Annotated in this window: 21 protein-coding genes and 3 pseudogenes; 9 read left to right on the top strand and 15 right to left on the bottom strand. The window is 69.2% G+C overall.

Annotated features, from left to right (window positions below):
- Nucleotides 1-67: 67 nt before the first annotated feature.
- From ACLJPX_RS17315 to ACLJPX_RS17290, 6 genes are read left to right on the top strand one after another with little or no spacing between them, the layout of a single operon-like run.
- Nucleotides 68-1,552, top strand: a complete 1,485-nt coding sequence (locus ACLJPX_RS17315) for a fumarylacetoacetate hydrolase family protein (RefSeq protein ID WP_410600977.1) — start codon at nucleotides 68-70, stop codon at nucleotides 1,550-1,552.
- On the top strand, nucleotides 1,534-2,205 hold the full coding sequence (locus ACLJPX_RS17310; RefSeq protein WP_101608211.1) for a GntR family transcriptional regulator: 672 nt from the start codon (nucleotides 1,534-1,536) through the stop codon (nucleotides 2,203-2,205). Before ACLJPX_RS17315 ends, ACLJPX_RS17310 begins: the two co-directional genes overlap by 19 nt.
- Before the next feature lie 13 nt (nucleotides 2,206-2,218).
- Nucleotides 2,219-3,724 (top strand): 5-carboxymethyl-2-hydroxymuconate semialdehyde dehydrogenase, encoded by a 1,506-nt coding sequence (gene hpaE, locus ACLJPX_RS17305; RefSeq protein WP_410600976.1) that lies wholly within the window; start codon nucleotides 2,219-2,221, stop codon nucleotides 3,722-3,724.
- 29 nt (nucleotides 3,725-3,753) lie between these two features.
- Nucleotides 3,754-4,848: a 3,4-dihydroxyphenylacetate 2,3-dioxygenase gene (gene hpaD / locus ACLJPX_RS17300; RefSeq protein WP_174720415.1), complete on the top strand. Its 1,095-nt coding sequence runs from the start codon at nucleotides 3,754-3,756 to the stop codon at nucleotides 4,846-4,848.
- A gap of 9 nt (nucleotides 4,849-4,857) precedes the next feature.
- On the top strand, nucleotides 4,858-5,643 hold the full coding sequence (gene hpaH / locus ACLJPX_RS17295) for a 2-oxo-hept-4-ene-1,7-dioate hydratase (RefSeq protein WP_101608214.1): 786 nt from the start codon (nucleotides 4,858-4,860) through the stop codon (nucleotides 5,641-5,643).
- Nucleotides 5,628-6,401: an HpcH/HpaI aldolase family protein gene (locus ACLJPX_RS17290; protein ID WP_410600975.1), complete on the top strand. Its 774-nt coding sequence runs from the start codon at nucleotides 5,628-5,630 to the stop codon at nucleotides 6,399-6,401. Before hpaH ends, ACLJPX_RS17290 begins: the two co-directional genes overlap by 16 nt.
- A gap of 864 nt (nucleotides 6,402-7,265) precedes the next feature.
- Here ACLJPX_RS17290 and ACLJPX_RS17285 read toward each other — a convergent pair.
- From ACLJPX_RS17285 to ACLJPX_RS17275, 3 genes are all read right to left on the bottom strand, one after another.
- Nucleotides 7,266-7,526 carry a hypothetical protein gene (locus ACLJPX_RS17285; RefSeq protein ID WP_410600974.1) on the bottom strand — a complete coding sequence of 87 codons (261 nt, stop codon included), beginning with the start codon at nucleotides 7,524-7,526 and terminating at the stop codon, nucleotides 7,266-7,268.
- Between the two features lie 105 nt (nucleotides 7,527-7,631).
- Nucleotides 7,632-8,879: a DUF222 domain-containing protein gene (locus ACLJPX_RS17280; protein ID WP_410600973.1), complete on the bottom strand. Its 1,248-nt coding sequence runs from the start codon at nucleotides 8,877-8,879 to the stop codon at nucleotides 7,632-7,634.
- A gap of 168 nt (nucleotides 8,880-9,047) precedes the next feature.
- Nucleotides 9,048-10,403 carry an MFS transporter gene (locus tag ACLJPX_RS17275; protein WP_410600972.1) on the bottom strand — a complete coding sequence of 452 codons (1,356 nt, stop codon included), beginning with the start codon at nucleotides 10,401-10,403 and terminating at the stop codon, nucleotides 9,048-9,050.
- Between the two features lie 124 nt (nucleotides 10,404-10,527).
- Here ACLJPX_RS17275 and ACLJPX_RS17270 point away from each other — a divergent pair, with 124 nt between their 5' ends.
- The gene (locus ACLJPX_RS17270) at nucleotides 10,528-11,283 is read left to right on the top strand and encodes a serine/threonine protein kinase (RefSeq protein ID WP_410600971.1); all 756 of its coding nucleotides are present in this window, start codon (nucleotides 10,528-10,530) and stop codon (nucleotides 11,281-11,283) included.
- Between the two features lie 24 nt (nucleotides 11,284-11,307).
- On the top strand, nucleotides 11,308-11,862 hold the full coding sequence (locus ACLJPX_RS17265; protein ID WP_410600970.1) for a hypothetical protein: 555 nt from the start codon (nucleotides 11,308-11,310) through the stop codon (nucleotides 11,860-11,862).
- Here ACLJPX_RS17265 and ACLJPX_RS17260 read toward each other — a convergent pair.
- Nucleotides 11,840-12,244 carry a hypothetical protein gene (locus ACLJPX_RS17260; protein WP_410600969.1) on the bottom strand — a complete coding sequence of 135 codons (405 nt, stop codon included), beginning with the start codon at nucleotides 12,242-12,244 and terminating at the stop codon, nucleotides 11,840-11,842. The two genes, ACLJPX_RS17265 and ACLJPX_RS17260, sit on opposite strands and share 23 nt — an antisense overlap.
- Before the next feature lie 63 nt (nucleotides 12,245-12,307).
- A complete protein-coding gene (locus ACLJPX_RS17255; RefSeq protein ID WP_410600968.1) occupies nucleotides 12,308-13,399 on the bottom strand; it encodes an ROK family protein in 1,092 nt (363 codons plus the stop codon).
- Between the two features lie 83 nt (nucleotides 13,400-13,482).
- Between ACLJPX_RS17255 and ACLJPX_RS17250 the strand changes: the two genes are divergently transcribed.
- Nucleotides 13,483-14,673 carry a YbiU family protein gene (locus ACLJPX_RS17250; RefSeq protein ID WP_410600967.1) on the top strand — a complete coding sequence of 397 codons (1,191 nt, stop codon included), beginning with the start codon at nucleotides 13,483-13,485 and terminating at the stop codon, nucleotides 14,671-14,673.
- Nucleotides 14,674-14,713: 40 nt separating this feature from the next.
- Here the strand turns inward: ACLJPX_RS17250 and ACLJPX_RS17245 are convergent, their stop codons facing one another.
- From ACLJPX_RS17245 to ACLJPX_RS17200, 10 genes and pseudogenes are all read right to left on the bottom strand, one after another.
- Nucleotides 14,714-15,913 (bottom strand): cytochrome P450, encoded by a 1,200-nt coding sequence (locus ACLJPX_RS17245; protein ID WP_410600966.1) that lies wholly within the window; start codon nucleotides 15,911-15,913, stop codon nucleotides 14,714-14,716.
- Nucleotides 15,914-15,929: 16 nt separating this feature from the next.
- The gene (locus ACLJPX_RS17240) at nucleotides 15,930-16,787 is read right to left on the bottom strand and encodes an acyl-ACP desaturase (RefSeq protein ID WP_410600965.1); all 858 of its coding nucleotides are present in this window, start codon (nucleotides 16,785-16,787) and stop codon (nucleotides 15,930-15,932) included.
- On the bottom strand, nucleotides 16,784-17,653 hold the full coding sequence (locus tag ACLJPX_RS17235; RefSeq protein ID WP_410600964.1) for an SAM-dependent methyltransferase: 870 nt from the start codon (nucleotides 17,651-17,653) through the stop codon (nucleotides 16,784-16,786). Before ACLJPX_RS17235 ends, ACLJPX_RS17240 begins: the two co-directional genes overlap by 4 nt.
- Nucleotides 17,650-17,925 (bottom strand): acyl carrier protein, encoded by a 276-nt coding sequence (locus tag ACLJPX_RS17230; protein ID WP_395882574.1) that lies wholly within the window; start codon nucleotides 17,923-17,925, stop codon nucleotides 17,650-17,652. Before ACLJPX_RS17230 ends, ACLJPX_RS17235 begins: the two co-directional genes overlap by 4 nt.
- The gene (locus ACLJPX_RS17225; protein WP_410600963.1) at nucleotides 17,922-18,452 is read right to left on the bottom strand and encodes a PaaI family thioesterase; all 531 of its coding nucleotides are present in this window, start codon (nucleotides 18,450-18,452) and stop codon (nucleotides 17,922-17,924) included. Before ACLJPX_RS17225 ends, ACLJPX_RS17230 begins: the two co-directional genes overlap by 4 nt.
- Nucleotides 18,449-19,318, bottom strand: coding sequence for a ferritin-like domain-containing protein (locus ACLJPX_RS17220; RefSeq protein WP_400851232.1), 870 nt, complete (start codon nucleotides 19,316-19,318; stop codon nucleotides 18,449-18,451). The genes ACLJPX_RS17225 and ACLJPX_RS17220 overlap by 4 nt, the downstream gene beginning before the upstream one ends.
- Entirely contained in the window at nucleotides 19,315-21,036 is a 1,722-nt protein-coding gene (locus ACLJPX_RS17215; protein WP_410600962.1) for an AMP-binding protein, read from the bottom strand. Before ACLJPX_RS17215 ends, ACLJPX_RS17220 begins: the two co-directional genes overlap by 4 nt.
- Before the next feature lie 20 nt (nucleotides 21,037-21,056).
- A pseudogene (locus tag ACLJPX_RS17210) lies at nucleotides 21,057-23,864 on the bottom strand (type I polyketide synthase); the annotation flags it as partial.
- A gap of 129 nt (nucleotides 23,865-23,993) precedes the next feature.
- Nucleotides 23,994-24,188, bottom strand: a pseudogene (locus tag ACLJPX_RS17205) (hypothetical protein); the annotation flags it as partial.
- Between the two features lie 192 nt (nucleotides 24,189-24,380).
- Nucleotides 24,381-26,867: pseudogene (locus ACLJPX_RS17200) on the bottom strand (type I polyketide synthase); the annotation flags it as partial.
- Between the last annotated feature and the right edge of the window lie 31 nt (nucleotides 26,868-26,898).

The raw sequence follows: 26,898 nt of genomic DNA, 5'->3' as shown, positions 1-26,898 counted from the left end.
TGCCACTGTGGCACGGAATCATATACGTTATTAGATACGAAGCAAGGGTCGAGGAGTTCAGGGAAACATGGACACTTACGAGGCAACGGCGCCCTCCGGACGCGGGTCCGGTCCGCTGGGCACCCGGCCGGGCAAGATCATCGCCGTCCATCTCAGCTACGCGTCACGGGCCGAGCAGCGCGGGCGGCGTCCGGCGAACCCGTCGTACTTCTTCAAGCCGTCGAGCTCGCTCGGCACGTCCGGGGGCACGGTCGAACGCCCGGCGGGGACCGAACTGCTGGCCTTCGAGGGCGAGATCGCCCTGGTCATCGGCACCACGGCCCGCTGGGTCAAACCGGACAAGGCGTGGGACCACGTCGCCGCGGTCACCGCCGCGAACGACTTCGGCCTCTACGACCTGCGCACCGCGGACAAGGGCTCCAACGTCCGGTCCAAGGGCGGCGACGGCTACACCCCGCTCGGCCCCGGTCTCATCGACGCGCGCGACGTCGACCCGTCGTCACTGCGCATCCGCACGTGGGTGAACGGCGACCTCGTGCAGGAAGACACCACCGCCGGGCTGATCTTCCCGTTGCGGCAGTTCGTTTCCGACCTCTCCCAGCACTTCACGCTCGAACCCGGCGACGTCATCCTCACCGGGACCCCCGCCGGTTCCACCGTGGTCTCCCCCGGTGACGTCGTCGTGGTCGAGGTCGACGTACCCGGCACCTCCGCCAGCAGCGGACGGCTCCACACCACCGTCTCCCAGGGAATCCGGTCCTTTTCGGACATCGGCAGCCTTCCCGAGGTCGACGACAAGCAGCGCGCCGAAGCCTGGGGCACTCCCTCGAACGAACCGGTCCCACAGGACGCGCCCGCTCTCGGCGAAGAGCTTCGCGCCAAGCTCCTGCGCGCACCTGTCGCCGGCTTGTCGGCTCAGCTGCGCAAGCGCGGGCTGAACAACGTCGCGATCGACGGCGTGCGTCCCAACCTGCCGGGCTCGAAGATCGTCGGCACGGCGAGGACCTTGCGTTTCGTCCCGAACCGCGAGGACCTCTTCAAGTCCCACGGCGGTGCCTACAACGCGCAGAAACGCCTCTTCGACTCCGTCGGCAACGGCGAGGTCATCGTCATCGAAGCCCGGGGTGACCGAGGTTCCGGGACGCTCGGGGACATCCTGGCGCTGCGGGCACGGTATCTCGGCGCCGCCGGGGTGGTCACCGACGGCGGGGTCCGCGACTTCGACGCCGTCGCCGCGACCGGCCTCCCGGTGTTCTCGCAGGGCGCGCATCCGGCGGTCCTCGGCCGCAAGCACGTGCCGTGGGACACCGACGTCGCGGTCGCCTGCGGCGGGGCCACCGTACTGCCCGGCGACATCATCGTCGGCGACGACGACGGGGTGGTCGTCATCCCGCCGAACCTGGCCGAAGAGATCGTCGACGCGACGCTCGTCCAGGAGGACGAGGACGCCTGGATCGCCGAGCAGGTCGGCAAGGGCCGCCCGATCGAGGGGCTCTTCCCGCTCAATCCCTTGTGGCGGGAAAGGTATGAGGCATGGCAGAAGAAGCAGTGAAGACGGCCAGCAAGTCCGAACTCGCCTACGAGTGGCTGCGTGAGCGGATCGCCCGGCACGAGTACGGACCCGGCTACCGGCTCGTCCTCGCCGAGATCGCCGGCGCGCTCGACATGAGTGTCGTCCCGGTGCGCGAGGCGATCCGGCGGCTGGAGGCCGAGCGGCTGGTGACCTTCGAGCGCAACGTCGGTGCGCGCGTGGCCATGGTGGACCAGAACGAATACGTCCACGCCATGCAGACCCTCGGCGTGGTCGAAGGCGTCGCCACCGCGCTGTCCGCGCCTGGACTGTCCGAAGAGGACATCGCGAAGGCACGCCGGGTGAACGAGCGGATGATCGCCCTGCTCGACCACTTCGACGCGCACGAGTTCACCGCACTGAACCAGCAGTTCCACTCGCTGCTCTTCGAATGCTGCCCCAACCCGCAGATCCTCGAACTCGTGCACCAGGGCTGGACACGGCTGTCCGGACTGCGCGACTCGACGTTCGCCTTCGTCCCCGACCGCGCGCACCGGTCGGTCGAAGAGCACGAACAGATCCTCCGGCTGATCTCCGAGAAGGCCGACCCGCTCGACATCGAATTCGCCGCGCGCAATCACCGCTGGGCCACCATGCAGGCCTTTTTGGACGCTCGAGAGCGCGCGAACCGCTGACTGAGGAGGACTCTTGACCACCACGACTCCCCGGCCGATCCCGGACGGTGTCCCGGAGCGGATCCGGCACTACATCGGCGGCGAGCTCGTCGATTCGGCCGACGGCGCCGTCTTCGACGTGCTCGACCCGGTGACCAACGAGGTCTACGTGCGGGCCGCCGCGGGCAAGAAGGCCGACATCGACCGCGCCGTGGCCGCCGCGCGGAAGGCGTTCACCGAGGGACCGTGGCCGAAACTGGTTCCGCGCGAGCGGTCCCGGGTGCTGAACCGCATCGCCGATCTCGTCGAAGCGCGGGACAAGCGGCTGGCCGCGCTGGAGAGTTTCGACTCGGGCCTGCCGATCTCGCAGGCGCTGGGCCAGGCCCGCCGGGCCGCGGAGAACTTCCGGTTCTTCGCCGATCTGATCGTCGCGCAGGCCGACGACACCTACAAGGTGCCCGGCCGCCAGGTCAACTACGTCAACCGCAAGCCGATCGGTGTCGCCGGGCTGATCACGCCGTGGAACACGCCGTTCATGCTGGAGTCGTGGAAACTCGCCCCCGCACTGGCGACCGGGAACACCGTGGTGCTCAAGCCCGCCGAGTTCACCCCGCTTTCGGCGTCGCTGTGGGCGGAGATCTTCGAGGAGGCCGGGCTGCCCCCGGGCGTGTTCAACCTCGTCAACGGCTTCGGCGAGGACGCCGGCGACGCGCTGGTGAAGCATCCGGACGTCCCGCTGATCTCGTTCACCGGCGAGAGCGGCACCGGCAGCCTGATCTTCGGGAACGCGGCGCCGTTCCTCAAAGGACTGTCGATGGAGCTGGGCGGCAAGTCGCCCGCCATCGTCTTCGCCGACGCCGATCTGGAGACCGCGATCGACGCGACGATCTTCGGCGTGTTCTCGCTCAACGGCGAACGCTGCACCGCGGGCAGCCGGATCCTGGTCGAGCGCGCGATCTACGACGAGTTCGTCGAGCGTTACGCCGCGCAGGCCAAGCGCGTGGTCGTGGGCGACCCGAGCGACCCGGCGACCGAGGTCGGCGCGCTGGTGCACCCCGAGCACTACGACAAGGTCATGAAGTACATCGAGATCGGGAAGACCGAAGGCAGGCTGGTCGCCGGTGGCGGCCGTCCGGACGGCTTCCCGGCCGGGAACTACGTGGCGCCGACGGTGTTCGCCGACGTCAAACCGGACGCCCGGATCTTCCAGGAGGAGATCTTCGGCCCGGTCGTCGCGATCACGCCGTTCGACAGCGAAGAAGAGGCGCTCGAACTCGCGAACAACACGAAGTACGGGCTCGCGGCCTACGTCTGGACCAACGACCTCAAGCGGGCGCACAACTTCGCGCAGTCCGTCGAGGCCGGGATGGTGTGGCTCAACTCGAACAACGTCCGTGACCTGCGCACGCCCTTCGGCGGCGTCAAGGCGTCCGGGCTGGGCCACGAGGGCGGCTACCGCTCGATCGACTTCTACACCGACCAGCAGGCGGTGCACATCAATCTCGGCGAGGTGCACAACCCCGCCTTCGGCAAGCGCTGACCGTTCCTCCGTCCACAAAGGATGCTGTCATGAACCCGATCCCCACGCCGTCGTCGCCACCGCCGGACGTCCTGCGCTGCGCGTACATGGAGCTCGTCGTCACCGATCTGGCCCGCTCGCGCGCGTTCTACGCCGACGTCCTCGGCCTGACGGTGACCGAAGAAGACGACACCACGGTCAGCCTCCGCACGATCGACGAGTTCATCCACCACAACCTCGTGCTGCGCCAGGGCCCGGTCGCCGCGGTCGCGGCGTTCTCCTACCGGGTCCGGTCTCCCGAGGACCTGGACAAGGCCGTCGCGTTCTACACGGAGCTGGGCTGCCGCGTCGAACGCCGCGAAGACGGCTACACCAAGGGCATCGGCGATTCGGTGCGCGTGCAGGATCCGCTCGGCTTCCCGATCGAGTTCTTCCACGACGTCCAGCACGTCGAGCGGCTCGGCTGGCGCTACGACCTGCACCTGCCGGGCGCGCTGGTGCGGCTCGACCACTTCAACCAGGTCACCCCGGACGTCCCGCTCGCGGTGAAGCACATGGAAGACCTCAACTTCCGCGTCACCGAGGACATCCAGGACGATCAGGGCGTCACCTACGCGGCCTGGATGCGCCGCAAGCCGACCGTGCACGACACCGCGATGACCGGCGGAGACGGACCGCGGATGCACCACGTCGCGTTCGCCACGCACGAGAAGCACAACATCCTGTCCATTTGCGACAAACTCGGCTCGCTGCGGATGTCGGACCACATCGAACGCGGCCCCGGCAGGCACGGCGTCTCGAACGCGTTCTATCTCTACCTGCGCGACCCGGACGGGCACCGCGTCGAGATCTACACGCAGGACTACTACACCGGCGACCCCGACAACCCGGTCGTCACCTGGGACGTGCACGACAACCAGCGCCGCGACTGGTGGGGCACGCCGGTGGTCCCGTCCTGGTACACCGACGCGTCGCTGGTGCTCGACCTCGACGGCAAACCGCAGCCGGTGGTCGCGAGGACCGAGGAGAGCGAACTGGCGGTCACCATCGGCGCCGACGGCTTCTCCTACACCCGCAAGGGTGACGACGACGGGGAACTGCCTGCCTGGAAACAGGGCGAGTACAAACTCGGCAACCAGCTCTGAGGCGGGATCATGCTCGAACAGGAAACCATCACCGCGATCGCCGACGAACTGGCGGCCGCCGAAGCGGCCCGCGAGACGATTCCGCTGCTGACGGCGCGCTATCCGGACATGACCGTCGAGGACTCCTACGCCGTGCAGAACGAGTGGCGGCGCCGGGGCATCGAAGCGGGGCGCCGTCCGGTCGGCCGCAAGATCGGGCTCACGTCGAAGGTCATGCAGGCCGCCACCGGAATCACCGAACCGGACTACGGCGCCATTTTCGCGGACATGGTGTTCGAGAACGGCTCCGTGATCGAGCACAGCCGGTTCTCGAACGTGCGCATCGAAGTCGAGCTGGCCTTCGTGCTCCGTGACTCGCTTTCCGGTCCGGACGCCACGGTGTTCGACGTCCTGCGCGCGACCGAGTACGTCGTACCCGCGCTGGAGATCCTGTCCTCGCGCATCGAAATGGCGGGACGGACGATCGTGGACACGATCAGCGACAACGCGGCCATGGGCGGGATGGTCTACGGCGGCAACCCGGTCGCCGTGGACGCCGTCGACCTCCGCTGGGTCTCGGCGCTGTTGTACCGCAACGAAACCATCGAGGAATCCGGCGTCGCCGCCGCGGTCCTGAACCATCCCGCGAACGGTGTCGCCTGGCTGGCGAACAAACTCGCGCAGCACGGCGACAAACTCGATCCGGGCGACATCGTGCTGGCCGGATCGTTCACCCGGCCGATGTGGGTGCACCCCGGCGACACCGTGACCGCCGACTACCGGGACCTGGGGGCGATCACATGCCGCTTCGTCTAGCGCCCACGTTCCGGGAGCGGCTGGCCGAGGCCACGCGGCCGCAGATCGGCATGTGGGTCACGTCGGGCAGCCCGGTCGTCGCGGAGATCTGCGCGGGCTCCGGGCTCGACTGGCTGCTGGTCGACACCGAGCACTCCCCCGTCGGGCTGGAGACGGTGCAGTCGTTGCTGCAGACGATCGCCGCGTACCCCATCACCCCGATGGTGCGCGCCCCGTCCGGCGACGCGGTCGCGCTGAAACGCCTGCTCGACCTGGGCGCGCAGAACCTTCTCGTGCCGATGGTCGACAGCGCGGACGAGGCGGAGGCCGTCGTCCGGGCCGTGCGGTATCCACCGCGAGGCGTGCGCGGTGTCGGCAGTGCTCTCTCCCGCTCCGCGCGCTGGAACCGGGTCGAGGGCTACCTGACGAACGCCGACGACTTCACGTCGTTGTTCGTCCAGATCGAGTCGACGGCGGGTGTCGCGGCCGCCGCCGAGATCGCCGCAGTCGACGGCGTCGACGGCGTGTTCGTCGGACCGTCCGATCTGGCCGCCTCGATGGGGCTGCTCGGACAGCAGACGCACCCCGAGGTCACGACGGCCGTCCTGGCCACGTTCGAATCGGTCCGGGCGCGGGGGAGGCCGGTCGGGGTCAACGCGTTCGACCCCGCGCAGGCGCGGCGCTACCTCGACGCCGGCGCTTCGTTCGTGCTGGTCGGTGCGGATGTTTCCTTGCTGGCGCAGGGTTCGGAGGCGCTGGCGCGGCGGCATTCGGGGTGAGTCGGGTGGCGTTGGTCGTGAGTGGCGTTTCGGGTTATTGAGAAGAAGGGCAAACGTGTCGTGTTCGCAGTCGGGTCGCGCCGAGCCCTCAGCGTCGAGAATCTGGCCGGGTGACGAGAGCCTGCCTCATCACGACTGTACACAGTGGACATTTTCAGGCGAGCGAGTGTCCGATTGATGCCCATCTGCACGCTTTGCAACAGGGGTCGTGAGTTGTAAGGCGCGTTCTAATGAGGGGTAGGGTAAACGTGGCATGTTCGGGCGGGATGGGGCGGCGATCACCCGTGATCAGAGACGGATCACGGGTGTTTGGAGACGGATCTCGCGTGATCGGGCGACGATCACGGAGTCCGGGATCTGAGCACGCGAGATCCGTCTCTGATCACGTGAGTCACGCCCTCGCTCACCTTGGGTTCAGCCACAACGACACTTTTGCCAGGGGCGTCGCGAAAGCCACTTTCGGGACATCAGACGTCCCGAAAGTGGCTTTCGCGACACGGCCACTCGGCATCGGACGCGGTGAAGAGCCTTCAGTCCGAAGCTACCCGGCTGCAAAGCACGCCACGTTTGCCCTTTCCCTCAATAACCCTCTTTACCACTCACGCCCCCCGAAAACGCACATATAGCCATCAACCGGAGATTCAATCGTCAGAGGGTGTCCCCTATGGACACTCGGGGAACGACTGGCGACCGCTGACCGGTCCAGAACCACGCCGCGAAGGCCACTTCTCAGCCTTGAAGCCAGCGAAGTAGTCCTTCATCGCAGAGGCTCGGTCACGCCACATTTTACTTACCCCTCAATAGAACACGAATCGCCACTCACGAAACCCTCGACCCGGCGCTGAGCGAGGGGCTCCGTGATTGCTACTCGCTTTCGGCTTCGAAATCGGCTTTGCGGCGGGCCAGGTAAGCGGGCCAGTCGGCTCGTGCCGCGACCACGTCGGCGATGGACAGTTTGATGACGCCGCAGCCGCTGAGCGAGCACGCCCGCGGCGCGCTCGCGTCGATGAGGGAAATACCGCCGATCTCATCGCCGTCGTCGATGTAGGTGCAGAGCACCGGGTGAAACGCGCAGTCCTCGTAAATGTCACCTGGCTGAATCTCGCCTGGCCGGTCCTTGATCACGCTGATGATGCTAGACGGGGTGGCCGGAGCGTCGGGTTCGAACGGTTCTGAAGGTGTGGGCATGGCGAGGGGCCCGTCGCCGGTGTGGCTGGCGGGCTCCTCGGGTCAAGCGTGGGTGTTACGCCGCGATCTTCGTAACGGATCCAAGTACTGGGGTGGGACGAACTCCGGTAGTCCATCCCCGGCCATGCGGACTTGCCAGTCGCCGTGGTGGATCAGGCGGTGGTGGAAGCCGCACAGCAGCACGAGATTCCGGAGATCTGTCGGCCCGCCGTCTGCCCAGTGATGAATATGGTGGGCGTGACAGTTCTTCGGCCTGCGATAACACCCCGGGAACGCACAGCCCCCGTCACGGATGTTGAGTGCTCGGCGCTGGCCGGGGGTGACGAACCGTCTCAGCCGTCCCACATCCAGCGGCTCACCAGCCGCGTTCATCACGACCGGGAGCATCAGGCAATCGCAGGCCGCCATCCGCGCCTCGCGGGCCGTCATCGTCCCGACGAAGTCCACACACGCCGTGCCCAGACCGGACTTCAGCTCGTCGAGGCCGATGGTGACGTGGATCAGGGTGCGGTAGCCGCTGGTCCCGGGCTGGTCCGGGCACGCGATCGCCAAGTCGAGTAGCTCGGCCCAGGCATCGCCCTGACGCTCGGCCTTCGTGCGCAGATCGGCTTGGCCGAACTCGTCGATCGGGCGGGGTGTGGCGTGAGCTTCGAGGGCGGCGGCGGTGCGGGCACCGGTCTCGTCGTCGAGGAGGCCGTTCAGTTTCCAGTAGCCGTCTTTGCGGCGCTCCAGGGTGAGTTCTCGGCGGGGTTGGGCGGGTTCGGGGTCTTTGGGTTCCTTGCCGTCGGGGTCGAGCCAGCCCAGCAGTTGGTCCCCGAGGTCCGATATCTGCTGGGGTCCGGCCTTCCGGGCGAGGTCGGCGAGGGTTGTCTCCGCGTGCTCCCGATCCTCCACCGATACCTCGGCGGGGATCTTCCGCAGGATCTCCACGATCTGCTTGATCCGTTCCTCACCGATCGCACCCTCCGCCGCTGCTGCAGCGGTCGCCGGTGCGAAGGCCGGGATCTCGGTGCCGTCCAGGGCACGTGTGGGGTTCAGATCGATTGCGCGATTCACATACGGCCGCGCCTCGCCCTGACTCAATCCCGCGACATCGGCGAACCACGCCACCGTTGTCCCATAACCGTATAAGTCTTTCGCGCCGCGAGAATCAATCTCCGCCAGATACCGTCCCAACCCGGTGGAGGCGACCCGCATCACCTGCAGGAACTGTTGCACGCCGTGGGCAAGCTCCAGCTTGCCAGCACGCCACAACTCCTGCGGCAACTCGGGAACAAAGGTCTCGGACACCCCACAAGAATACCGTACATCTATCGAACAAGTGTTCGTAATTTTAAGCAACAACAAAAACGCGCATTTACCCACTGAAGAGTGATTCGACGAAATCGACCGATTACTTGACGCGAGCACCTATCTGGATTACCGACGAGCAAAGCAAAGGGGCACGCCCCCAACGCCTCACCCCTCGACGACCAGCTCCCCCACCCGCGGATTCGCCGGAAGCCGAAGCGCCGCAACAACCCCGCCCACCGCGACCAGACTGATGAATCCGAACACGACACCGAACGCCACCGTGGGCCACGTCCCGAGACCCGCCAGAACCGCGCCGGTCACCGCGACCCCCGCGACCGCGCCCACCTGCCTCACCGTGTTGAACAGACCCGACGCACCACCCGCCGCGCCCGGTTCCACCGACGCCATCGCGATGGCGGACAGCGGCGACCACGCCATGGCGTTGGCGGCACCCAGAAGCGCCGCGCCGACCGTGATCCACCAAGGGTTCAGCTCCAGGACGACCACGAGGCCTATCAGCACCAGGCTCACCAGGAGCAGGCTCATGCCGAGGATGGCCGGGCGACGTCCTCCCACCCGGTCGACCCAGCGGCCGGCCGGTGGCGACAACAGGATCGCGACGACGGCGTCCGGTGCCAGGACCATCGCCGCTTCGATCGGTCCGAAACCGCGCGCCTCTTGGATGTAGAGCATGGTGGGCAACGCCATCGCGAGGACCGTCGCGCCGAGGGACGCCATCGCGAGGCTCGCCGACAGGTATCCGGATGAGCGGTAGAGCCACAGTGGCGCGAGCGCGTCGGCTCCTTCGCTGCGTTCCCGGAAATAGAAACCGACGAGCAGGGCAACGGCGAGGACTGTCGCGGGCAGCGAAAGGGAGTTCCAGGACAGCAGTGCCCACACGAGAAGACTCAGACCTGCTGTGCTCAGCACGGCACCGACTAGGTCGAAACGCGCGACGCCGCCGCGGCTACCCGGAATCAGGCGAATCCCCATGACGACGGCGATGGCGCAGAGGGGCACGTTGACCCAGAAGATCCAGCGCCAATCGAGGCTCGCCGTCAGCAATCCGCCCAGAATGGGGCCGAGCAAGGTGGCGGCGGCCGCGACAGAGCCCCAGATGCCGAAGGCGCGGCCTCGCTCGTCTTCGGCGAAGAGCCGCCGGATCAGCGTGAGCGGCTGTGGGGACATCGCGGCCGCGGCCAGGCCTTGCAGGATCCTGAAGGCGATGAGCCATCCGATCGAGGTCGCGAGCCCGCACAGCGCGGAGGCGACGGCGAAGCCCGCCATGCCGAACAGATAGACGCGCTTCGGATCGAAAAGGTCACCGAGTCGCCCGGCGACCAGCAACGGAACCGAGAACGCGAGCAAGTATCCCGCTGTCACCCAGAACAGCGCGGCGACGTCCCCGCCGAGATCGGCCTGGATGCTCGGACTCGCCACGGCGACGATCGTCGTGTCCAGCAGGAGCACGAAGAATCCTGCGAGCAGGGCGACGAGGCCGCCCCATTTGGACGAAGTCACCACCGCTCCCCCAGTACGTGCATACCAATCACGATAGAGCCACAGACCCCGTCCGTCGTAACAAGGCCAGTCCGCCCCACGAGTTGTAAGCCGACGGTCTCGGCGAACTGCGAGGGAGACGATCTTGAACCGGGCGGGTTCTGTGTGGTTCTGGTCTTTGCTCGGCGCCTTCATCGCCGCCGCCCTCGGCACCGCGATCAATTTCGCGACCGATCTCAAGACCAGTTTCCTGGCCTGGGGTTTCGTCGTCGCGTTCACCCTCGCGACCGGGATCGTCAGCGCCGTCTCCCAGGTCATGACCCGCCGTGATGGCAGCGGCTCGAAAGCCTCGACCACGACGAACGTCTACAACGTCCAGCATTCACAGGTCAACGTCTGGCTGGTGTTCCTGATCCTGGGCGTCTCGGGTTCCCTGCTGGCGGCCATTTTCGTGGGTGTCCACTTCGCGGGTTCCATCCAGACCGCCGGAACACCGCTCCCCGCCGCGACCGAACCGCGCCCGGCGCCCCCGCTCTCGTCGACGACTACCACGCTTCCTGTCCCCACCACGACTTCCACCGTGCCCCGGCCCGTCGTGAACGAGGACATCACCGAGTTCGTCACCGGCTACTACCGCTTGATGCCGGACACCCGGGCGGGCTGGCCGCTCATCGGACCGAACCTCCAGCGCCGCGGCCTGACCGATTACGAGGCCCATTGGGGCAGGATCAGCGCTGTGGACGTCCACAGCGCGTCGGCCACTTCCGCGACGACCGTCCGGGTCCGCGTCACACTGCACTACCGCGACGGCCGCGCCTCTCTCGAAACCCACGAACTGACGGTCGTTCCCTGCGACGGCCACCTCTGCATCGACGCCGACACCCTTGTCCGCGGGAAGTAGCGATCGCGGTTTAGGGTCCTGCCCATGACCGCTCTCCCGCGCGGCGGCCGCCCCGCCGAAGCCTTGGTCGCCGTAGAGGCGAGCATCGAGGATCGCTGGCGGCTGTTCCTCGCTGAATACGGCGTCGCCGCCGGGACGAAAGAGGAAACCGACCTGGCCGAAATGGTCGTCGCCGACACCTCCGCGTTCGAATGGCGCGTGGTCGACGCGGCTCTCATCCGGCTGTCGTGCGCCGAATGCGGCGGCGAGCTCGGCGCGGGTCCCACGAACTGCGGAAACTGCGCCCAGGCCGACGGTTTCCGGTTCGCGGCCATCGAAATCGACAGGCCCGCGACACGGCCGGGTACCGAGCACGGGCTCCGCGTCGCCACCGCCGTCGCACGCTCCCGGCATCGCTACGGAGTCCGGGCCCGCTGCGGTTTCGAGCTCGGCCTTCCGGGGCTCCTCGAGGGTGAACTGCCCGGCACGCCCCAAGCGCAGGCGTGCCGGGCGGCGATCAACAAGCTCACCGAAGAGGAGTGCGAACGCGTGACGTCCTTCGAAGAGGTCGTCAGGCTCAGTAGTCGTCGCGTCCGGTGAACTGCTGCTCCAGCAGCTCCGCCGAGCCCGCGACGAGTTCGAGCGGGTCGGTGAACTCGTTGATGTCGAGGTTCACCAGCGGCAGGGAATGGCGCAGCACCAGGTGTTCGCCCATGATCACCAGCCCTCCGACGACGATCGTGTTGCCGATCTCGGTCAGCACGGTCGCCAGGTCGACCTCGTCGAGCCGCGCGAACGGCGTCGCGATCTGCACCCAGTCCTCGCGGCGGTCGAAGATCTCCCGCGCGATGACGACCGTTTGAGCGCGCTCTTCGTAATCGTCGTCGCCGTAGGACAACCGGATGCGAATTTCGTCCGGTTCGTCCTTTACCACCCGGTATTCGTGCCGTACGAACGCGACCAGATCGGCCCATTCCGCCATGAATTCAGTCTCCCTCGCAGTCGAAGATCAAGACTAGCGACAACGGGAGTGACGGAACCGGCTTCAGCCCGACATCACCCGGACAGCTGCGGTCCGTGCGTGTTCCAATGCCGAAAACGTAGCCCCGTGGAGTGAAGCGAGCGTGCCGAGCGTCCCGTATTCGAGACGGGTGGGACTCGGCGGGAGCGCGGCCCGCACCGGTTCCAGGAGTGCCGGATGACCACCGACTGGGCCGCCGAGCACCACGAGTTCCGGATCGACGACGGCGGTGATCGACATGATCGCCCGCGCGACGGCACGTCCGATCGCCTCGGTGTCGCCCTCGTCCAGCATCCGCAAGGCCGCCGCGACATCGTTCGATCGCGCGCCCGCACCACCGATTCCGGCGGCGAGCTCGGCGGCGAGCGTGCCCGGACCGGCGCCGGGCAGATACCCGATCTCCCCCGCCAGTCCGTGTGCGCCGCGGACCAGCCTGTCACCGATGTACAACCCGACACCGAGACCCGCGCCCACGTAGACATAGGCGAAACTCGACACCCCAGCGGCGCCACCGGCGCGTTGTTCGGCGAGCGCGGCGAGGTTGACGTCGTTGTCCACCAAGACCGGTGCCGTCACGATGCCGTCGAGGATGTCCGCGGGGCTCAGGAGACCTTCGGGGAACGGCGAAGCCGGGACGGCGATGACGTCGTGCGTCTCGGGGTCGACCGGGTTGGCCATCGAGACGGCGACCGCGCGCAGAACCCCTTCCCTCGCTTCGGACACCGCGTCGGACGCGACCGAACGCAGGGCGGCGGCCACCGCTTCGACATCGCCCACGACACCGGCCGGACGTTCGTGTTCGCGCAGCACCGCGCCCGCGAGGTCGGCCGACCACGCCCGCACCCCGGCCTTGCCGACCTCGATGGCGAGCACCCAGCCCGCCGACGGTCCGAGTTCGTAGAAGGTGCCGACCCGTCCCCGCCGCCCGGTCTCCTGCGCCCCGGTGGCTTCCAGCAGACCGCTTTCGGTCAGCCTGCGCACGGCTTCGGAGACCGTCGGCTTCGACAACCCGGTCGTCGCGGCAAGCTCGGCCCTCGTGACCCTGCCCCGGGTCACGACCTCCTCCAGCAGACGGCGGTCGGTGGCCTCACGCAGGACGGCTTGCGGCAACGGCACCCTTGCGCTCCCCTCTTTCACCGGTCTACCTTGGCAGGACGGTTCTAGTTAGGTGACCTTACCAAATCACCGGAGGTCCAGCGATGACCCTGACCACCGAACTCCCCGCGGACGTCCCCGCCGCCATCCGCGAGACCAAGGCCCGGCTCCGCGCCCGCATCGGAGACGTCGCGGACGCGTTCGCCAGGGCCGAGGAACTGATGCGCGCCGAAGTGGCCGAGATCGTCGCCCTCCGCGAAAGCGGCGAGGAGATCTGGCCGATCATCCGGTTCGAGGACGTCGCCGCCGGCACCGTGCCGGAAGACCTGGTCGCCGCCGTTCGCCGGCGCGGCTGCGCGGTCATCAAGAACACCTTCCCCCGTGAGCGGGCCGAGGCGTGGGACCGTGAACTGGCGGATTACCTGGAGCGCAACGACTTCGAGAAGGCGTATCGCCGATTCGACGACGGCGTGTTCGGCGGTCTCGCCGCGGGCAAACCCGCGATCTTCCCGATCTACTGGTCACGGCCACAGAGGGAGGCGCGCGCAGACGCCAACATGGTCGCGGTACGCGGCTTCCTCAACGGCTTCTGGAAGCACGAATCCGAGGGCCGGGTGTGGTTCGACCCCACTCGCGACACCGCCTATCCCGATCGCGTCCGCCGTCGTGCTCCCGGCACGAGCTCCGACGGCCTGTCACCGCACACCGATTCCGGCTCGGTCGAACGCTGGCTGCTTCCCGCCTACCAGAAGGTGTTCCGCCACGTCTTCGACGGCGACGTCGAGGCGTACGACCCGTGGGACGGCGCCTACCGGACCGAGGTCCACGAGTTCGCCTCCACGGTGATGTGCTCCGCGTTCCGCACCTTCCAAGGCTGGACGGCGTTGTCCGACATGCGGCCCACCGAGGGTGTCCTGCACGTCGTCCCGATCCCGTCCGCGATGGTCTACCTGCTGCTGCGCGCCTTGCAGGACGACGTCGCCGACGACGACCTCTGCGGCTCGGCGAACGGGGAAGCCCTGCCGGTGAACGAACGCTGGCACGCGCCGTTGCTGCCCGCGCTCACGCCGATCCCGGAGGTCGGGCCCGGCGACACCGTCTGGTGGCACGGGGACGTGATCCACTCCGTCGCCGGGGTCGAGGACCAGCAGGGCTGGGGCAACGTCATGTACATCCCCGCGAGTCCGTACTGCGAGAAGAACGCCGCGTACGCCGCGCGATGCGAAGAAGCGTTCCGCACCGGTGCGAGCCCTGGCGATTTCGCGCCCGAGAACTACGAAACCGGCTGGGCCTGAAACCTCGTGAAGCCCCGCCACCCCACCGAACACCTTCCCCCTAATGCTTAAGCATCAACGGAAAACTCTCCAACCCCCGAAAGCTCACGTTCCCCCGCCAGCGCAACTCCCCCTCATCCACCATCTCAATCCCCCGATACCTCCCCAGCAATTCCCGCAACACCGTCGCCGCTTCCATCTTCCCCAGCGCCGCACCCAAGCAATAATGCGGCCCACCACTGAACGCCAGATTCTTCACCGCACCCCGAGTAACATCCAACCGATCCGGTTCCGGATACCGCTCCGGGTCCCGACAAGCCGCACCGAACAACAGCATCGCCTTGGACCCCGCCGGCAACACCGCCTCGCCAAGCCCCACCGGCTCGTCCAGCAGCCGCGACACGATCTGCACCGGAGCGTCGTACCTCGTCAGCTCATCCATCGCACCGGGGATCAAGTCCGGATTCGACCGCAGCAGCTTCAACTGGTCCGGGTGACGCAAGAGCGCGAGCAACCCGTTCCCGATCAGGTTCACCGTAGTCTCATGACCGGCCACGAACAGAAACAGGATGTTCGCAATGATCTCGTGGTCACTCAGGCGTACGCCGTCCACCTCAGCGTGGGCCAGCAGCGACAGAATGTCCTCTCGGGGTTCGGCCCGGCGCCGGTCCAGCTCCTCCTTGACGTACTCCCGGAACTCCGTCTCCGCCCGGTTCATCTCCGCCGAGTCCTCGACGGTGATCGCCGGGTCGATCACCCGGCTGATCTGTTCGGTCCACAGGCGGAACTGGTCCCGATGCTCCGTCAGGAGACCCAGCAAATCGCAGGTGACCGTGACCGGCAGCGGGAGGGCCAGGTCGGCGATCAAGTCTGTGGGCCCCTCGCCGACGGCGTCGAGGAGGCGGTTGGTCTCCGCCGCCACCCTCGGGCGGAGGCGGTCTACCGCGGCACGGGTGAAGACTTTCCCGATCACCGCGCGGATCCGCCGGTGCGCGGGGCCGTCCAGCATCAGCATCCAGCTTCGCACGCTGGTCACCAGCGGGCTGTCCGGGCCGCCCCGCCGTTCGGTCCAGCTCTGGCTCCGGTAGAACTCGCTGGACACGCCGGACGCGGACAGCACGGCATCCACGTCGGCGTAGCGCGAGAGCACCCAGAACCCGAAGTCCGACTGGTGTACCGGATCGGTCTCCCGCAGCTTCCGGTACACCGGGTACGGATCGGTGCGTACCGCGGGGTCGCGGGGGTCGAACAGTGTGCTCATCTCGTCTCGTCCCTGGTCAGATGGCGCGGATCCGGTGCACGAACTCGGTCAGGTCCGCGGCGGAGGCCCGGCCGCTCTCGCCTGCGAAGCCGGTGACCAGCCGCACCAGCGCGTCGTAGGCCTCGGTGTGGTCGTACGACGTGGCGTCGACGACCTTCATCGACCACCGCCAATAGCCCTTGAGCGTGTCGGCCAGCGGCATCCGGAACGTGGCCAGCACGTCCTTCAGGTCCGCCACCGTCGCGCCGAGTCCGTGGCGCTCGACGTAGGCGCCGACGAGTTCGCTGTAGAACGCGAAGTGCCGGGCTTCGTCACGGGCCAGCCGGTGCAGCAGATCGCGCAGCACCGGCTCCGCGGCGACCGCCTTGAACCGCTGGTAGAACAGCTGCGTCGCCTTCTCCTGCACCAGCGTGTAGGTGAACGCCTGCACCGGCGTTTCATAGGGCAGCGCGAACTTCTTCCGCCCCTCCTCCGCCAGCTCCCGCATCAGCGTGTCCGGATCGCTGATGCCCGCCTCGATCTGGTACCTGGTCAGCACCGAGGCGTGCCGTTCCTCGTCGTTGGCCCAGGAGATCAGGAACCGGAAGTACTCCCGGTTGAAGCAGAACTCCTCGATGGCCTGATCGCCGCCGGAGACCGGGAACGCTTCGAGGAAATACGTGAGGTACCCGGGAATGTGGTCCTCGATGAAGGTGATGAACCGGACCACCGAGCTGTCGGTCTCGGTCAGCTCCTCCGGGCGCAGCGCGTCCCACGCCAGATCGTCGACCGACCACTGCCGGGCGCCCGCGCGGCTGACCGCGAAGCCGGCCAGCCGCCGCATCTCCTCCGGCGGCAGTCCCGCACGAATGCCGGGCTCCGCGGCCGGGTTCATCGCACCTCCGTCGGGCCCATGCGCGATTTGACCGCGGTGAACGCGTAGTGCTTGGTGGTGTAGCCCCAGCCCGCGTTCGCCGTCTGCAGGTATCGGACCAGCGGTTCGCTCATACCGGGCGCGACCTCTTCGACGCGCTCGCGCCGGGCGTGCACGCGTTCCTCCCACTGCTCGATCGTGCGGTGGTAGTGCGCGGTCAGGTCGGTCAGCCCGGCGAGGCTGAACCCCGCCGCCTCCATCGCCTCCACCAGCACCGACGCGGGCACCATGTCGGCGAAGCCGAAAATGCCGTCGGTGACGTGCACGGTGCCGGGCCGCCGGGAGAACTCGCGGTAGGTCTCGTGGTCGCGGAAACAGCTTTCCGACACGTACAGCGACCCGTTCCGCCGCAGCAGCCCGCGAACCTTGCGCAGCACGTCGGTCCGGTCGGGCATGTGCACGATCGAGCCCAGCATGGTCACCGCGTCGAACGGCCCGGGGACCTCGACGCCGGTGAAAGCCCCGGGCACCAGCGTGACCAGTTCGGAGACGCCCATTTCCTCCGCGCGCGCCCGGATGAAGTCCGCCTGCGGTCCGGACGGCGTCACGCCGGTCACGCGGCAGTCGTATTCCTGTGCCATGAACAGCAGCAGGCTTCCCCAGCCGCAGCCGATGTCGAGCAGCCGCTCCCCGCCGCGCAGGCCGAGTTCGCGCGCGACGAAGCGCAGTTTGTTCGTCTGCGCGTCGTCGAGGTCGGTGTGCTCGGCGTCGTACAGCCCGGAGCTGTACTTCAACCGCTGATCCAAATAGAGCGCGAACAGCTCCGGGGGCAGCTCGTAATGCTGGTTCGTCGCGTCGCGCGCCTGCTGCGGGGTCGTCGCGGTCATGACCCCGCCAGCTCGTCTCCGATGCCCTTCCGCACCAGCTCGACCAGTTCGTCGACGGTCTTGACCGCGAAGATCTGCTCGTCCTCGAACTCGACGTCCCACCGGCGTTCCAGTTTGGACACCACGCGCAGCATCTTCATCGAGTCCGCGCCGGGCAGGTCCCGCAGGACGTCGTCGGCGGCGATGTCGGCGGCCGGGATCTTCAGCTCCCCGGCGAGGGTCTCGGCGGTCGCGGCCGCGATCTCCTCGCGGGTGATCGTGTCGGTGCTCATGATTCTCCTGTTCCGTGGTCGAAATAGTGGCTGACGCGGCCGAACGCGGCCTCGTCCAGATCCATCAGGTCCTTCGCCTGTTCGGAGCGGATCGGCTGGAAGGTGCCACGCGCCATCACGTGCACCTCGCCGTCCGGTCCGGTGATCTCGGCTTCGGTGTGCAGCACGCCGTTGCCCTGTCCGGTGATCCGCGCGGCCGTCGTGTACGGCACGTCGACGCGCAGCGGCAGCAGCATCCGGCTGCTCAGGCTCACCGAGAACGCGAGCATGCCGTGCACCAGCGCGAGAGTGTCGCCCATGACCTCGTCCAGCAGCACGTGCACGATGCCGCCGTGCACGATCCCCGGGTAGGACGCGTAGTCCGGCGAAAACACCGTCACCGCACCGAATTCGCCGTTCGGCAGCTTCCGCATCCGCAGTTTGAGGCCGACCGGGTTGCGCGGCCCGCAGCCGAAGCAGTTGAACGACGGTTCGGCGTGCCAGGGGAATTCGATCTCCTCCCCCGGCGGAGACGACGCGACGGTCATACCGCGGCCGCCTCGGCCTTGATCGACTCCTCGGCGATCGCGCGCCGGACGTCGGCCATTTTCGTCAGCTTGTACCCGGTGATCGTGGAAAAGTACTTGAACAGCTGCTCGCAGCACTTCGCCCACTCTGCGCCGTCCTCGTCGACCTCGGCGAAGTAGGCGAACATCTCGTCGATGGTCTCGTGGCCCTCCAGCTCGGGCAGGTTGCCCTTGAAGCGGCTCACCGGGTGGCGGTACAGGTCGCGGGTGGTGCCCATGTAGATGTAGAGGGTCTCGACCACCGAAGCGAGTTCTTCGGGCCGCTCGGCCAGCTGCTGCGCCGTGTAGTACACGAATTCGCGCGCGTGCCGGGCTTCGTCGCCGCTCGCTTTGCGCAGGATCTCCGCCAGCACCGGCTCTTCCATGCTGCGCGCCACGCACTTGTAGGCGTGGGTGGCGAGCACCTCGCAGATCACGTTGGTGGCCAAGGTCGCCGCCCGGGTGACGCCCGGCGGGTACGCCTCGCGCATCGACGCGATGGTGCGGTGCTCGATGCTGTGGCCCGCCAGCTGCAACCAGGTCTGGAACGCGAGGTGGTGCTGGATCTCCTGGTAGCCCCAGATGCAGGTGAACTGCGAGAAGTCGTAGTCCATGCCGAACTCGTTGAGCAGCCCGTGCGTCGCGGCGACCACATTGGACTCGCCGATGATCGCGCCCTTGGCGAAGACCACGTGCTCGGGTCGCACCGCCTGCGGGGTGAACTCCTGCCACGGGATGTGGTGCATTTCCCAGGTGGCGTGCTGGTATTCGGCGAAGATGCGGGCACTGTGCATCTGCTCGTCGGCGAGCAGGGGCACGCCGGCCCGCGAAGTCGTCCTGGTGTTCACACTCGTTCTCCTTGCGCGTCGGGTGCGGTCTCGGAAACTTCGGCCCGGTCCTTGGCGCCCGCAGTGCCCCCAGCGCCCTCGGCGAGGAGCCGCGCGGCCAGGACCCGCTGCCATTTCCCGCTGGTGGTGCGCGGGATCCAGCGCGGTTTGACGGGGTAGACCGCCACCCGCGGCAGGTCCACCTCGGCGGCGATCCGCCGACGGACCGCCTCGCTGACCGTGGCGGCGTCTTCGGCGGTCTCGACGATCACGCCGATCCGTTCGCCGCCTTCGTCGTCGGTGTCAGCGAAGGCGACGCACCGGCCGCGGTAGATCCCGGGCACGGTCCGGGCGACGGTCTCGACGTCGTCGGGGAAGAAGTTCTGGCCGTGCACCACGACCATCTCCTTGCGCCGCCCGGTGACGTACAGCTCGCCGTCCCATTCGAAGCCGAGGTCGCCGGTGCGGAACCAGCCGGAGTCGAACGCCGCGGCGGTCGCTTCGGGGTCCCGGAAGTAGCCGGTGGTCACCGCTTCGCCGGTGATCTGGATTTCGCCCAGTTCGCCGTCGGCGGCGACGGCGCCGTCGTCGCGCATCACCCGCAGCTCGATGCCGTGCACCGCGCGGCCGACCGAAACCACCGGCTTGGCCGCGCCCGCGGATTCGGGCACCGGACGCGCGAGGCCGGTGCCGCTGAGCTCTTGGCGGTCCACCGCGCGGATCTGCGGGAGGGAACCCGGGCTGGGGTAGCTGATCGACAGCGTGGCTTCGGCCATCCCGTACACCGGGTACATCACCGACGGGTCCACGCCGCCGGGCGCGAAGGCTTCGGCGAACCGGCGGACGGTCGCCGCGCTGACCGGTTCCGCGCCGTTGAAGGCCAGCCGCCAGCTGGAGAGGTCCATGGCGGCCAGCCGCTCGGCGGGGACGCGGTCGACGAGGTAGTCGTAGGAGAAGTTGGGGCCGGTCATCACGGTGCCACGGTGCTCGGCGAAGTGCGCCAGCACCGCTTCCGGGCGCCGCAGGAAGGTGGTCGGCGCGAAGACGTGCACGTCCGCGCCGTTCAGCCAGTGCGACTGGAGCCCGATCAGTCCCATGTCGTGGAAGGTCGGCACCCACTGGAGGAACACGTCGTCGGGGCTGAACGCGCCGGAGACCACGCAGGCCCGGAGTCCGGCCATGGTCGTGGCGTGCGGCAGCATCACGCCCTTGGGCAGGCTCGTGCTGCCCGAGGTGAACTGCACGACGGCCAGCGAGTCCGGTTCGACGGTCGGCAGCGAGCGCGCGTCGCCGGTGCCGTGCGGGTCCGGCGGCGGCACCAGCGCCACGCCGGTGCCGAGTTCCCGCAGCGCCTCGCCGAGTTCGGCGTAGCCGGGGTCGAGCACGAGGTTGCGCATGCCCGCGGCGGTCACGATGCGGGCCAGCCGCCGCGCGGTGTTGGGCACGTCCGCGAATCCGGCCTGCACCGGCAGCACGCTCACCGCGGCCCCGGCGCGCCAGAGGCCGAAGATCGTGGTGAAGAAGCGGGCCGCGGTCGGCACCAGCACGCCGACCACGTCGCCGGGGCGCACCCCGGCGCGGAGGAACTCGTGCGCGGCGGCGGTGGCGGCGAGGTCCAGTTCGGCGGCGGTGATCCCGTCGCCCGCGGTGGGGAACCTGGCGTGCGCCTCGGGGCTCGATTTCGCCAGCAGGGCAAGGCTTTCGCCAAGGGTGTGCCCGGCCAGCCGGGCGGTTCGCATGGGTGGCACGGTGGATCCCCTCAGGTGGTCGTCCGGTCGGATTGCTCGTCGCCCGCTGGCGAGAGGGTGTCGCGCAGCCATGCCCCGATCAGCGCCGCGGTGTCCGCCGCGTGCTCCTCGAGGATGGTGAAGTGGTTGCCGGGGGCGGTGGCGAGCGTGTGCGGGAACGGCCAGACCGGCGCCCAGTCCGACGGCCAGCCCTCCAGCGGCTTGGCGGCGCGGACGAACAGCACCGGGATCGGCAGTTCGGCCGGGGCCCAGTCGAAGTCCTGGTAGTGCAGCATCGCGGTGATCCAGCCGTCGTCGCCGGGGACCGCGAGGTCCGGGTTGTCCATCCGGGCCTGTGCTTCCTCGCCGAGCCCCGGCAGCAGCCGGACCAGCCGCTGATGCTCGCTGGGCACGTAGCTGTCGAGCACCACCACCCCGGCGGGCGGGGTGCCCAGTTCGTGCAGGCGGCGCGCGATCTGGTGCGCGACCAGTCCGCCCGCGGACAGTCCGGTCAGCACGAACGGCTGGTCGCCGAGTTCGGCGCGCAGGGCCTCCGCGTGCAGGTCGACCAGCACTTCCCGGGTCCGGGGCAGTGCCTCGGCGCGGCGGTACCCCGGGTGCCGCACCGCCCAGACGTCCCGCTCGCCCTTGAAGGACCTGGCCAGCCGCGCGAACTGCACCGGGTCGGACATGCCGACGATGCCGGGGACGCAGACCAGCGCGGTGCGCGCGTCGCCGCCGGCGAGCCGGACCGGGACGGGCCGCTCGGCCAAATCGGCGACGGAGTCGGCGAAGGTACGGGTCGCCTGCCATTCGGAGTCGCGGGCGATCAGCACCGATTCGCGCATCCGCGCGCCTTCCTCGTCGATCGCCTCCTCCGCGCCGGTGGCCAGCAGTTCGGCCAGGTGCCGGGCCAGCACCACGGGGCTGGGATGGTCGAAGGTCACCGTCGCGCGCAGCCGCAGCCGCAGCGCCCCGGCGAGCTGGTTGCGGATCCGGACCGCGGCCAGCGAGTCGACGCCGATCTCCAGGAATCCGGCGGTGGGGCGCAGTTCCGCGGCGTCCTCGTGCCCGAGCGCGCCCGCGACGGTGCTGAGGACGAAGTCGAGCAGCGCTTGTTCCCGTTCCTGGCCGTCGAGGCCGTCCAGCCATTGCCGCAGGTCGCCGTCCTCGGTGTCCGGCCGTTCGGCCAGTTCCCGCAGCAGGGGCCGATCCCCGGCGCCCTCCGGGTCGAACCGGGCGGGCACCAGCACGGGATCGCGCAGCGACACCGCGACGTCGAACAGCGCGAGTGCTTCCTCGGTGGCCAGTTCGTCGGGGCCGACGGCGAGGTGCCGGGTCAGATCGCTGCGCTCGGCCCATCGCCCCCACGCCAGCGAAAGCGCGGGCAGGCCGAGTACGTGCCGCCGACGGGCGAGCCCGTCGAGGACCGCGTTCGCGGCGGCGTAGTTCGACTGGCCGCCGCTGCCCGCGACGGCCGCGGCCGAGGAGAACAGCACGAACGCCTTGAGCGGCTTGTCTTTCGTGAGTTCGTGCAGGTGCAGCGCGGCCTCCGCCTTCGGCCGCAGCACTGCGTCCAGCTGCTCCGGGGTCTGGGCCGCCACGACGCCGTCGGCGAGCGCGCCCGCCGCGTGCACGACGATGGTCGGCTGGTGTTCGGCGAGCACGCGGGACAGCTGGGCCGGGTCGGTGACGTCGCAGGACTCCACGACGGCCGTCGCGCCGAGCCCGGCGAGTCCGGCGACCAGTTCCGGGGCGGAGCCGCGGCGGCTGAGCAACACCAGCCGCCGCACGCCGTGGGCGGTCACCAGGTGGCGGGCGAGGAGTCCGCCGAGGGTGCCGGTGCCGCCGGTGATCAGCACGACGTCGTCCGCGCCGGCGAACCGCGTGGGCGTCGGGGCGAACGCCCGCACCAGGCGGCGCGCCAGCAGCACTCCCCCGCGCAGGGCGAGTTCGGGTTCGCCGGTGCCGAGCGCGGCAGCCACGGTCAGGGGCGTGACCTCGTCGGCGTCGAGCAGGACGAACCGGCCGGGTTCCTCGGTCTGGGCGGAGCGCACCAGGCCGCTCACGCCCGCGCCGGCCAGGTCGCGCAGCTCGTCGCCGCCTCTGGCCGCGACCGCGCCCGTCGTGCGGAACACCAGCTTCGACGCGGCGAACGCCGGATGGGCGAGCCACCACTGCACCAGCGCCAGCGCCCGGTGCGCGGAATCCCGCACCGAGCCCTCGGAAGCGTCGACGAGCACCACGTTCGGCACCGGTTCTCCCGCCACGACAGCGGCGGCCAGCGCGTTCAGGTCCGCGTACGCGGGGAACCGTGCGGTGTCCGTGCCGACAGCCACGACAGTGCCCGCGGCGCTGCCGGTGGCGGGAACCTCGACCCATTTCTCCCGGAACAGCGCGTCCCTGGGCACGCCGTCGCGGGCCGCGGCAGGCCGCAGTGCCAGGGAGGCCACCGACAGCACCGGAGTGCCGTGGTCGTCGGCGACGTCCAGCCGCACCGAGCCGCCCAGCTCGCCGCGCAGGCGAACTCGCAACGCCGCCGGGCGCGCGGAATGCGCGGTCACGTCGGTCCAGCTGAACGGCAGCATCGGGCCGTCGACGGCGGGGACGCCGGCCGCGAAGCCGAGGGCGTGCAAGGCGGAGTCGAGCAGCGCCGGGTGCACGGTGAAACCCTTGGTGTCGACCGGGCAGCTGATCTCGGCGAAGACCTCGTCACCGCGTCGCCACACTTCGCGCAAGCCCTGGAAGGCCGGGCCGTAACGCAGTCCTCGCTCGATCAGGCCGGCGTAGTGCCCGTCGTGCGCGACCGATTCCGCACCTTCCGGCGGCCATGCGCCGAGCGGCTCGGGTTCCGCCTGCTGCGGGCTGAGAATCCCTTCGCCGTGCCGGACCCACGCCGAGCCGTCGACCCTCGCGTGCAGCTCCAGGCCGCGTTGCCCGTCCGCATCCGGGGCTCCGACCCGCAGCTGGACCGCCACCGTCGCGTCGTTCGGCAGGATCAGCGGACGTTCCAGGGTGAGTTCCTTGACCGCCGGGCACCGGGCAGCGGCAGCGGCCTGCAGGGCGAGTTCGAGCCATGCGGTGCCGGGCAGCACCACCGCGTCCAGCACGCGGTGATCGGCCAGCCACGGCGTCTCCGCCGTCGACAGCCGGCCCGCGAGCACGAGTTCGCCGGTGCCCGCCAGCTCGATCGGCGGGTCGAGCACCGGATGCGTGCTGCGGCGGACTTCCTTCTGCGCCAACCAGAACCGCTTGCGTTCGAACGGGTAGGTCGGCAGCGCGGCGAACCCGGGACCGCCCGGCTCGCCCAGTTCCGTCCACTTCGGACTCAACCCGCGGACGTAGACCTCGGCCAGCGCGCCGAAGAACGCTCCCCGGCCGCTTTCGTCGCGGCGCAGGGTGCCGGTGACGACGGCGTCTTCCCCGACCGTCGCGGCCATCGCGGGCACGAGCACCGGATGCGGGCCGACCTCGACGAAGAAGGCGAACTCCGGCGTCGGCAGGCCCGCCAGCGTTTCGGCGAACCGCACCGGCCGGCGCAGGTTCCGGTACCAGTACTCGGCGTCGAGTTCGGTGCCGGTCAGCACGGAAGCGGTCACCGTGGAGTGGAACGGGATTTCCGCGGCCCGGGGCGTGACCGGGGCCAGTTGGGCGAGCAGCCGTTCGCGGACCAGCTCCACCGCCGGAGAATGCGAGGCGTAGTCGACCTCCAGGCGGCGAGCCTTGATCCCGGACTCGGCCATCTCGGTCACCAGCGCGTCGAGCGCTTCGGGAGCTCCGGCGACGACCACCGCATCCGGCCCGTTGATCGCGGCGAGCACCAGCCGCTCGTCCAGGCGGGGCCGCAGCAGCTCGGCGGACAGTTCGACCGAGACCATGCCGCCGAAGCCGGACAGCGCGGTCAACGCCTTCGCGCGGCGGCAGACCACGAGCGCGGCGTCTTCCAGGCTCAGCACTCCCGCGACGTGCGCGGCGGCGACCTCGCCCTGGCTGTGGCCGATCACCGCGTCCGGTTCGATATTCGAGGCACGCCAGACGGCGGCGAGCGACACCATCACCGCGAACAACGCGGGCTGCACGACATCTACGCGCTCCAATGACGGCGCGTCCGGGTCCTGCCGCAGGACGGCGAGAAGGTCCCAGTCGGTGTGCGGGGCCAGCGCGCGGGCGCACCGTTCGAGGTGCTCGCGGAACAGCGGGGAGCTGTCGAGCAGGTCCGCGGCCATGCCCGCCCACTGGCCGCCCTGTCCGGGGAAGACGAACACGACCTTGCCGGTCAGATCGGCGGTCCCGCGCACCAGGCCGGGAGTGATCGAGTCGTAGGCCAGCACGTCCAGCGCCATCCGCGGGTCTTCGTCCAGCACGACAGCGCGGTGTTCGAAGGTGCTGCGCGAAGCGATCAACGCGTGTGCCAGCGCCACCGGATCACGTCCGTCCACATGGGACAGCAGCTGTCCGGCTTTGGCCAGCAAAGCGGATTCGGTGCGCGCGGACAGCACCCAGGGCAGCTGGTCCTTCCCGGCCGGTGCGGCGGCGGGGCGCTCCGGTGCCTCTTCGACGACCGCGTGCGCGTTGGTGCCGCTGATGCCGAACGCGGACACGCCGGCCCGGCGTGGCCGCCCTTCTTCGGCCGGCCACGGGCGGTTCTCGGTGAGCACCTCGACCGCGCCGGTCCAGCTCACTTGGGACGAACGGGTGTCCGCGTGCAGGGTGCGGGGCAGGGTGCGGTGCTGCAGGGCGAGCACCATTTTCAGCAGTCCGGCGACCCCGGCGGCGGCCTGGCTGTGCCCGAGGTTGGACTTGACCGAGCCGAGGGCGAGCGGCGCGGCCCGGTCCCCGTCGAAGACCGCTTGCAGGGCGGCGACCTCGATGGGGTCGCCGAGCCGGGTGCCGGTGCCGTGCGCCTCGACCGCGTCGATGTCCTCGGGGCGCAGTCCGGCGTCGGCGAGGGCAGCGCGGATGACGCGTTGCTGGGCCAGTCCGTTGGGCGCGGTCAGGCCGTTGGAGGCACCGTCGGAGTTGATCGCGGTGCCGCGGACCACGGCCAGCACGGGACGGTCCTGTTCGAGGGCGTCGGACAGGCGTTCCAGCACGACGACGCCGGCGCCTTCGCCCCAGCCGACGCCGTCCGCGCCGTCGCCGAAGGCCTTGCAGCGCCCGTCAGCGGCGAGCGCGCCCTGCTGTTCGAACGCGCGGTAGATGCCGGGGGTGGACATCACCAGCGCGCCACCGACCAGCGCGAGGTCGCATTCTCCCCCGCGCAGCGCGCGCACCGCCAGGTGCAGGGCGACCAGCGAGGACGAGCACGCGGTGTCGACCGAGACCGACGGCCCTTCCAGCCCGAGCAGGTAGGCGACCCGCCCGGACACCACGGCGGCCGAGGTGCCCGTCGCCAGATGGTCGGCGTGCTCGTCCAGGCGGGGCAGCAACAGCTGCCGGTAGTCCTGCTCGCTGGTGCCGGTGAACACGCCGGTGCGGGAGCCGCGCAGGTCAGCCGGGTCGATGCCGGCCCGTTCCAGCGCCTCCCAGGAGACCTCCAGCAGCAACCGCTGCTGCGGGTCCATCGACTCGGCTTCGCGCGGGCCGATACCGAAGAACGCGGCGTCGAACCATGCGGGGTCGGAGAGGAAGCCGCCCGCGCCGGAGAGGTCGGCGGGCCAGCCGCGGTCGGCGGGGAACGCCGTCACCGCGTCCTTGCCGTCTTCGAGCAGCCGCCACAGCGCGTCGGGGTCGGTCACCCCGCCGGGGAACCGGCAGCCGGCCCCGACGATCGCGATCGGCTCCCGCGCCCGCGCCCGCGTCGCGCGCAGCCGCTCCCTGGTGTCCCGCAGCGCGGTGGTCACCCGGTCCAGCGTGGCCAGCAACTCGCCGTTG

Origin of the sequence: Amycolatopsis sp. lyj-90 (assembly GCF_046549035.1) — a bacterium.
Classification (GTDB): Bacteria; Actinomycetota; Actinomycetes; order Mycobacteriales; family Pseudonocardiaceae; genus Amycolatopsis.
This window is presented reverse-complemented; position numbering and strand designations above follow the sequence as displayed.

Coding starts and splice junctions, on each gene's coding strand:
- ACLJPX_RS17315 (WP_410600977.1), top strand. CDS start 68: ATGGACACTTACGAGGCAACGGCGCCCTCCGGACGCGGGTCCGGTCCG.
- ACLJPX_RS17260 (WP_410600969.1), bottom strand. CDS start 12,244: ATGGCGGAATGGGCCGATCTGGTCGCGTTCGTACGGCACGAATACCGG.
- hpaD (WP_174720415.1), top strand. CDS start 3,754: ATGAACCCGATCCCCACGCCGTCGTCGCCACCGCCGGACGTCCTGCGC.
- ACLJPX_RS17215 (WP_410600962.1), bottom strand. CDS start 21,036: ATGCGAACCGCCCGGCTGGCCGGGCACACCCTTGGCGAAAGCCTTGCC.
- ACLJPX_RS17225 (WP_410600963.1), bottom strand. CDS start 18,452: ATGACCGTCGCGTCGTCTCCGCCGGGGGAGGAGATCGAATTCCCCTGG.
- ACLJPX_RS17240 (WP_410600965.1), bottom strand. CDS start 16,787: ATGAACCCGGCCGCGGAGCCCGGCATTCGTGCGGGACTGCCGCCGGAG.
- ACLJPX_RS17245 (WP_410600966.1), bottom strand. CDS start 15,913: ATGAGCACACTGTTCGACCCCCGCGACCCCGCGGTACGCACCGATCCG.
- ACLJPX_RS17310 (WP_101608211.1), top strand. CDS start 1,534: ATGGCAGAAGAAGCAGTGAAGACGGCCAGCAAGTCCGAACTCGCCTAC.
- ACLJPX_RS17235 (WP_410600964.1), bottom strand. CDS start 17,653: ATGACCGCGACGACCCCGCAGCAGGCGCGCGACGCGACGAACCAGCAT.
- ACLJPX_RS17290 (WP_410600975.1), top strand. CDS start 5,628: ATGCCGCTTCGTCTAGCGCCCACGTTCCGGGAGCGGCTGGCCGAGGCC.
- ACLJPX_RS17230 (WP_395882574.1), bottom strand. CDS start 17,925: ATGAGCACCGACACGATCACCCGCGAGGAGATCGCGGCCGCGACCGCC.
- ACLJPX_RS17250 (WP_410600967.1), top strand. CDS start 13,483: ATGACCCTGACCACCGAACTCCCCGCGGACGTCCCCGCCGCCATCCGC.
- ACLJPX_RS17265 (WP_410600970.1), top strand. CDS start 11,308: ATGACCGCTCTCCCGCGCGGCGGCCGCCCCGCCGAAGCCTTGGTCGCC.
- hpaH (WP_101608214.1), top strand. CDS start 4,858: ATGCTCGAACAGGAAACCATCACCGCGATCGCCGACGAACTGGCGGCC.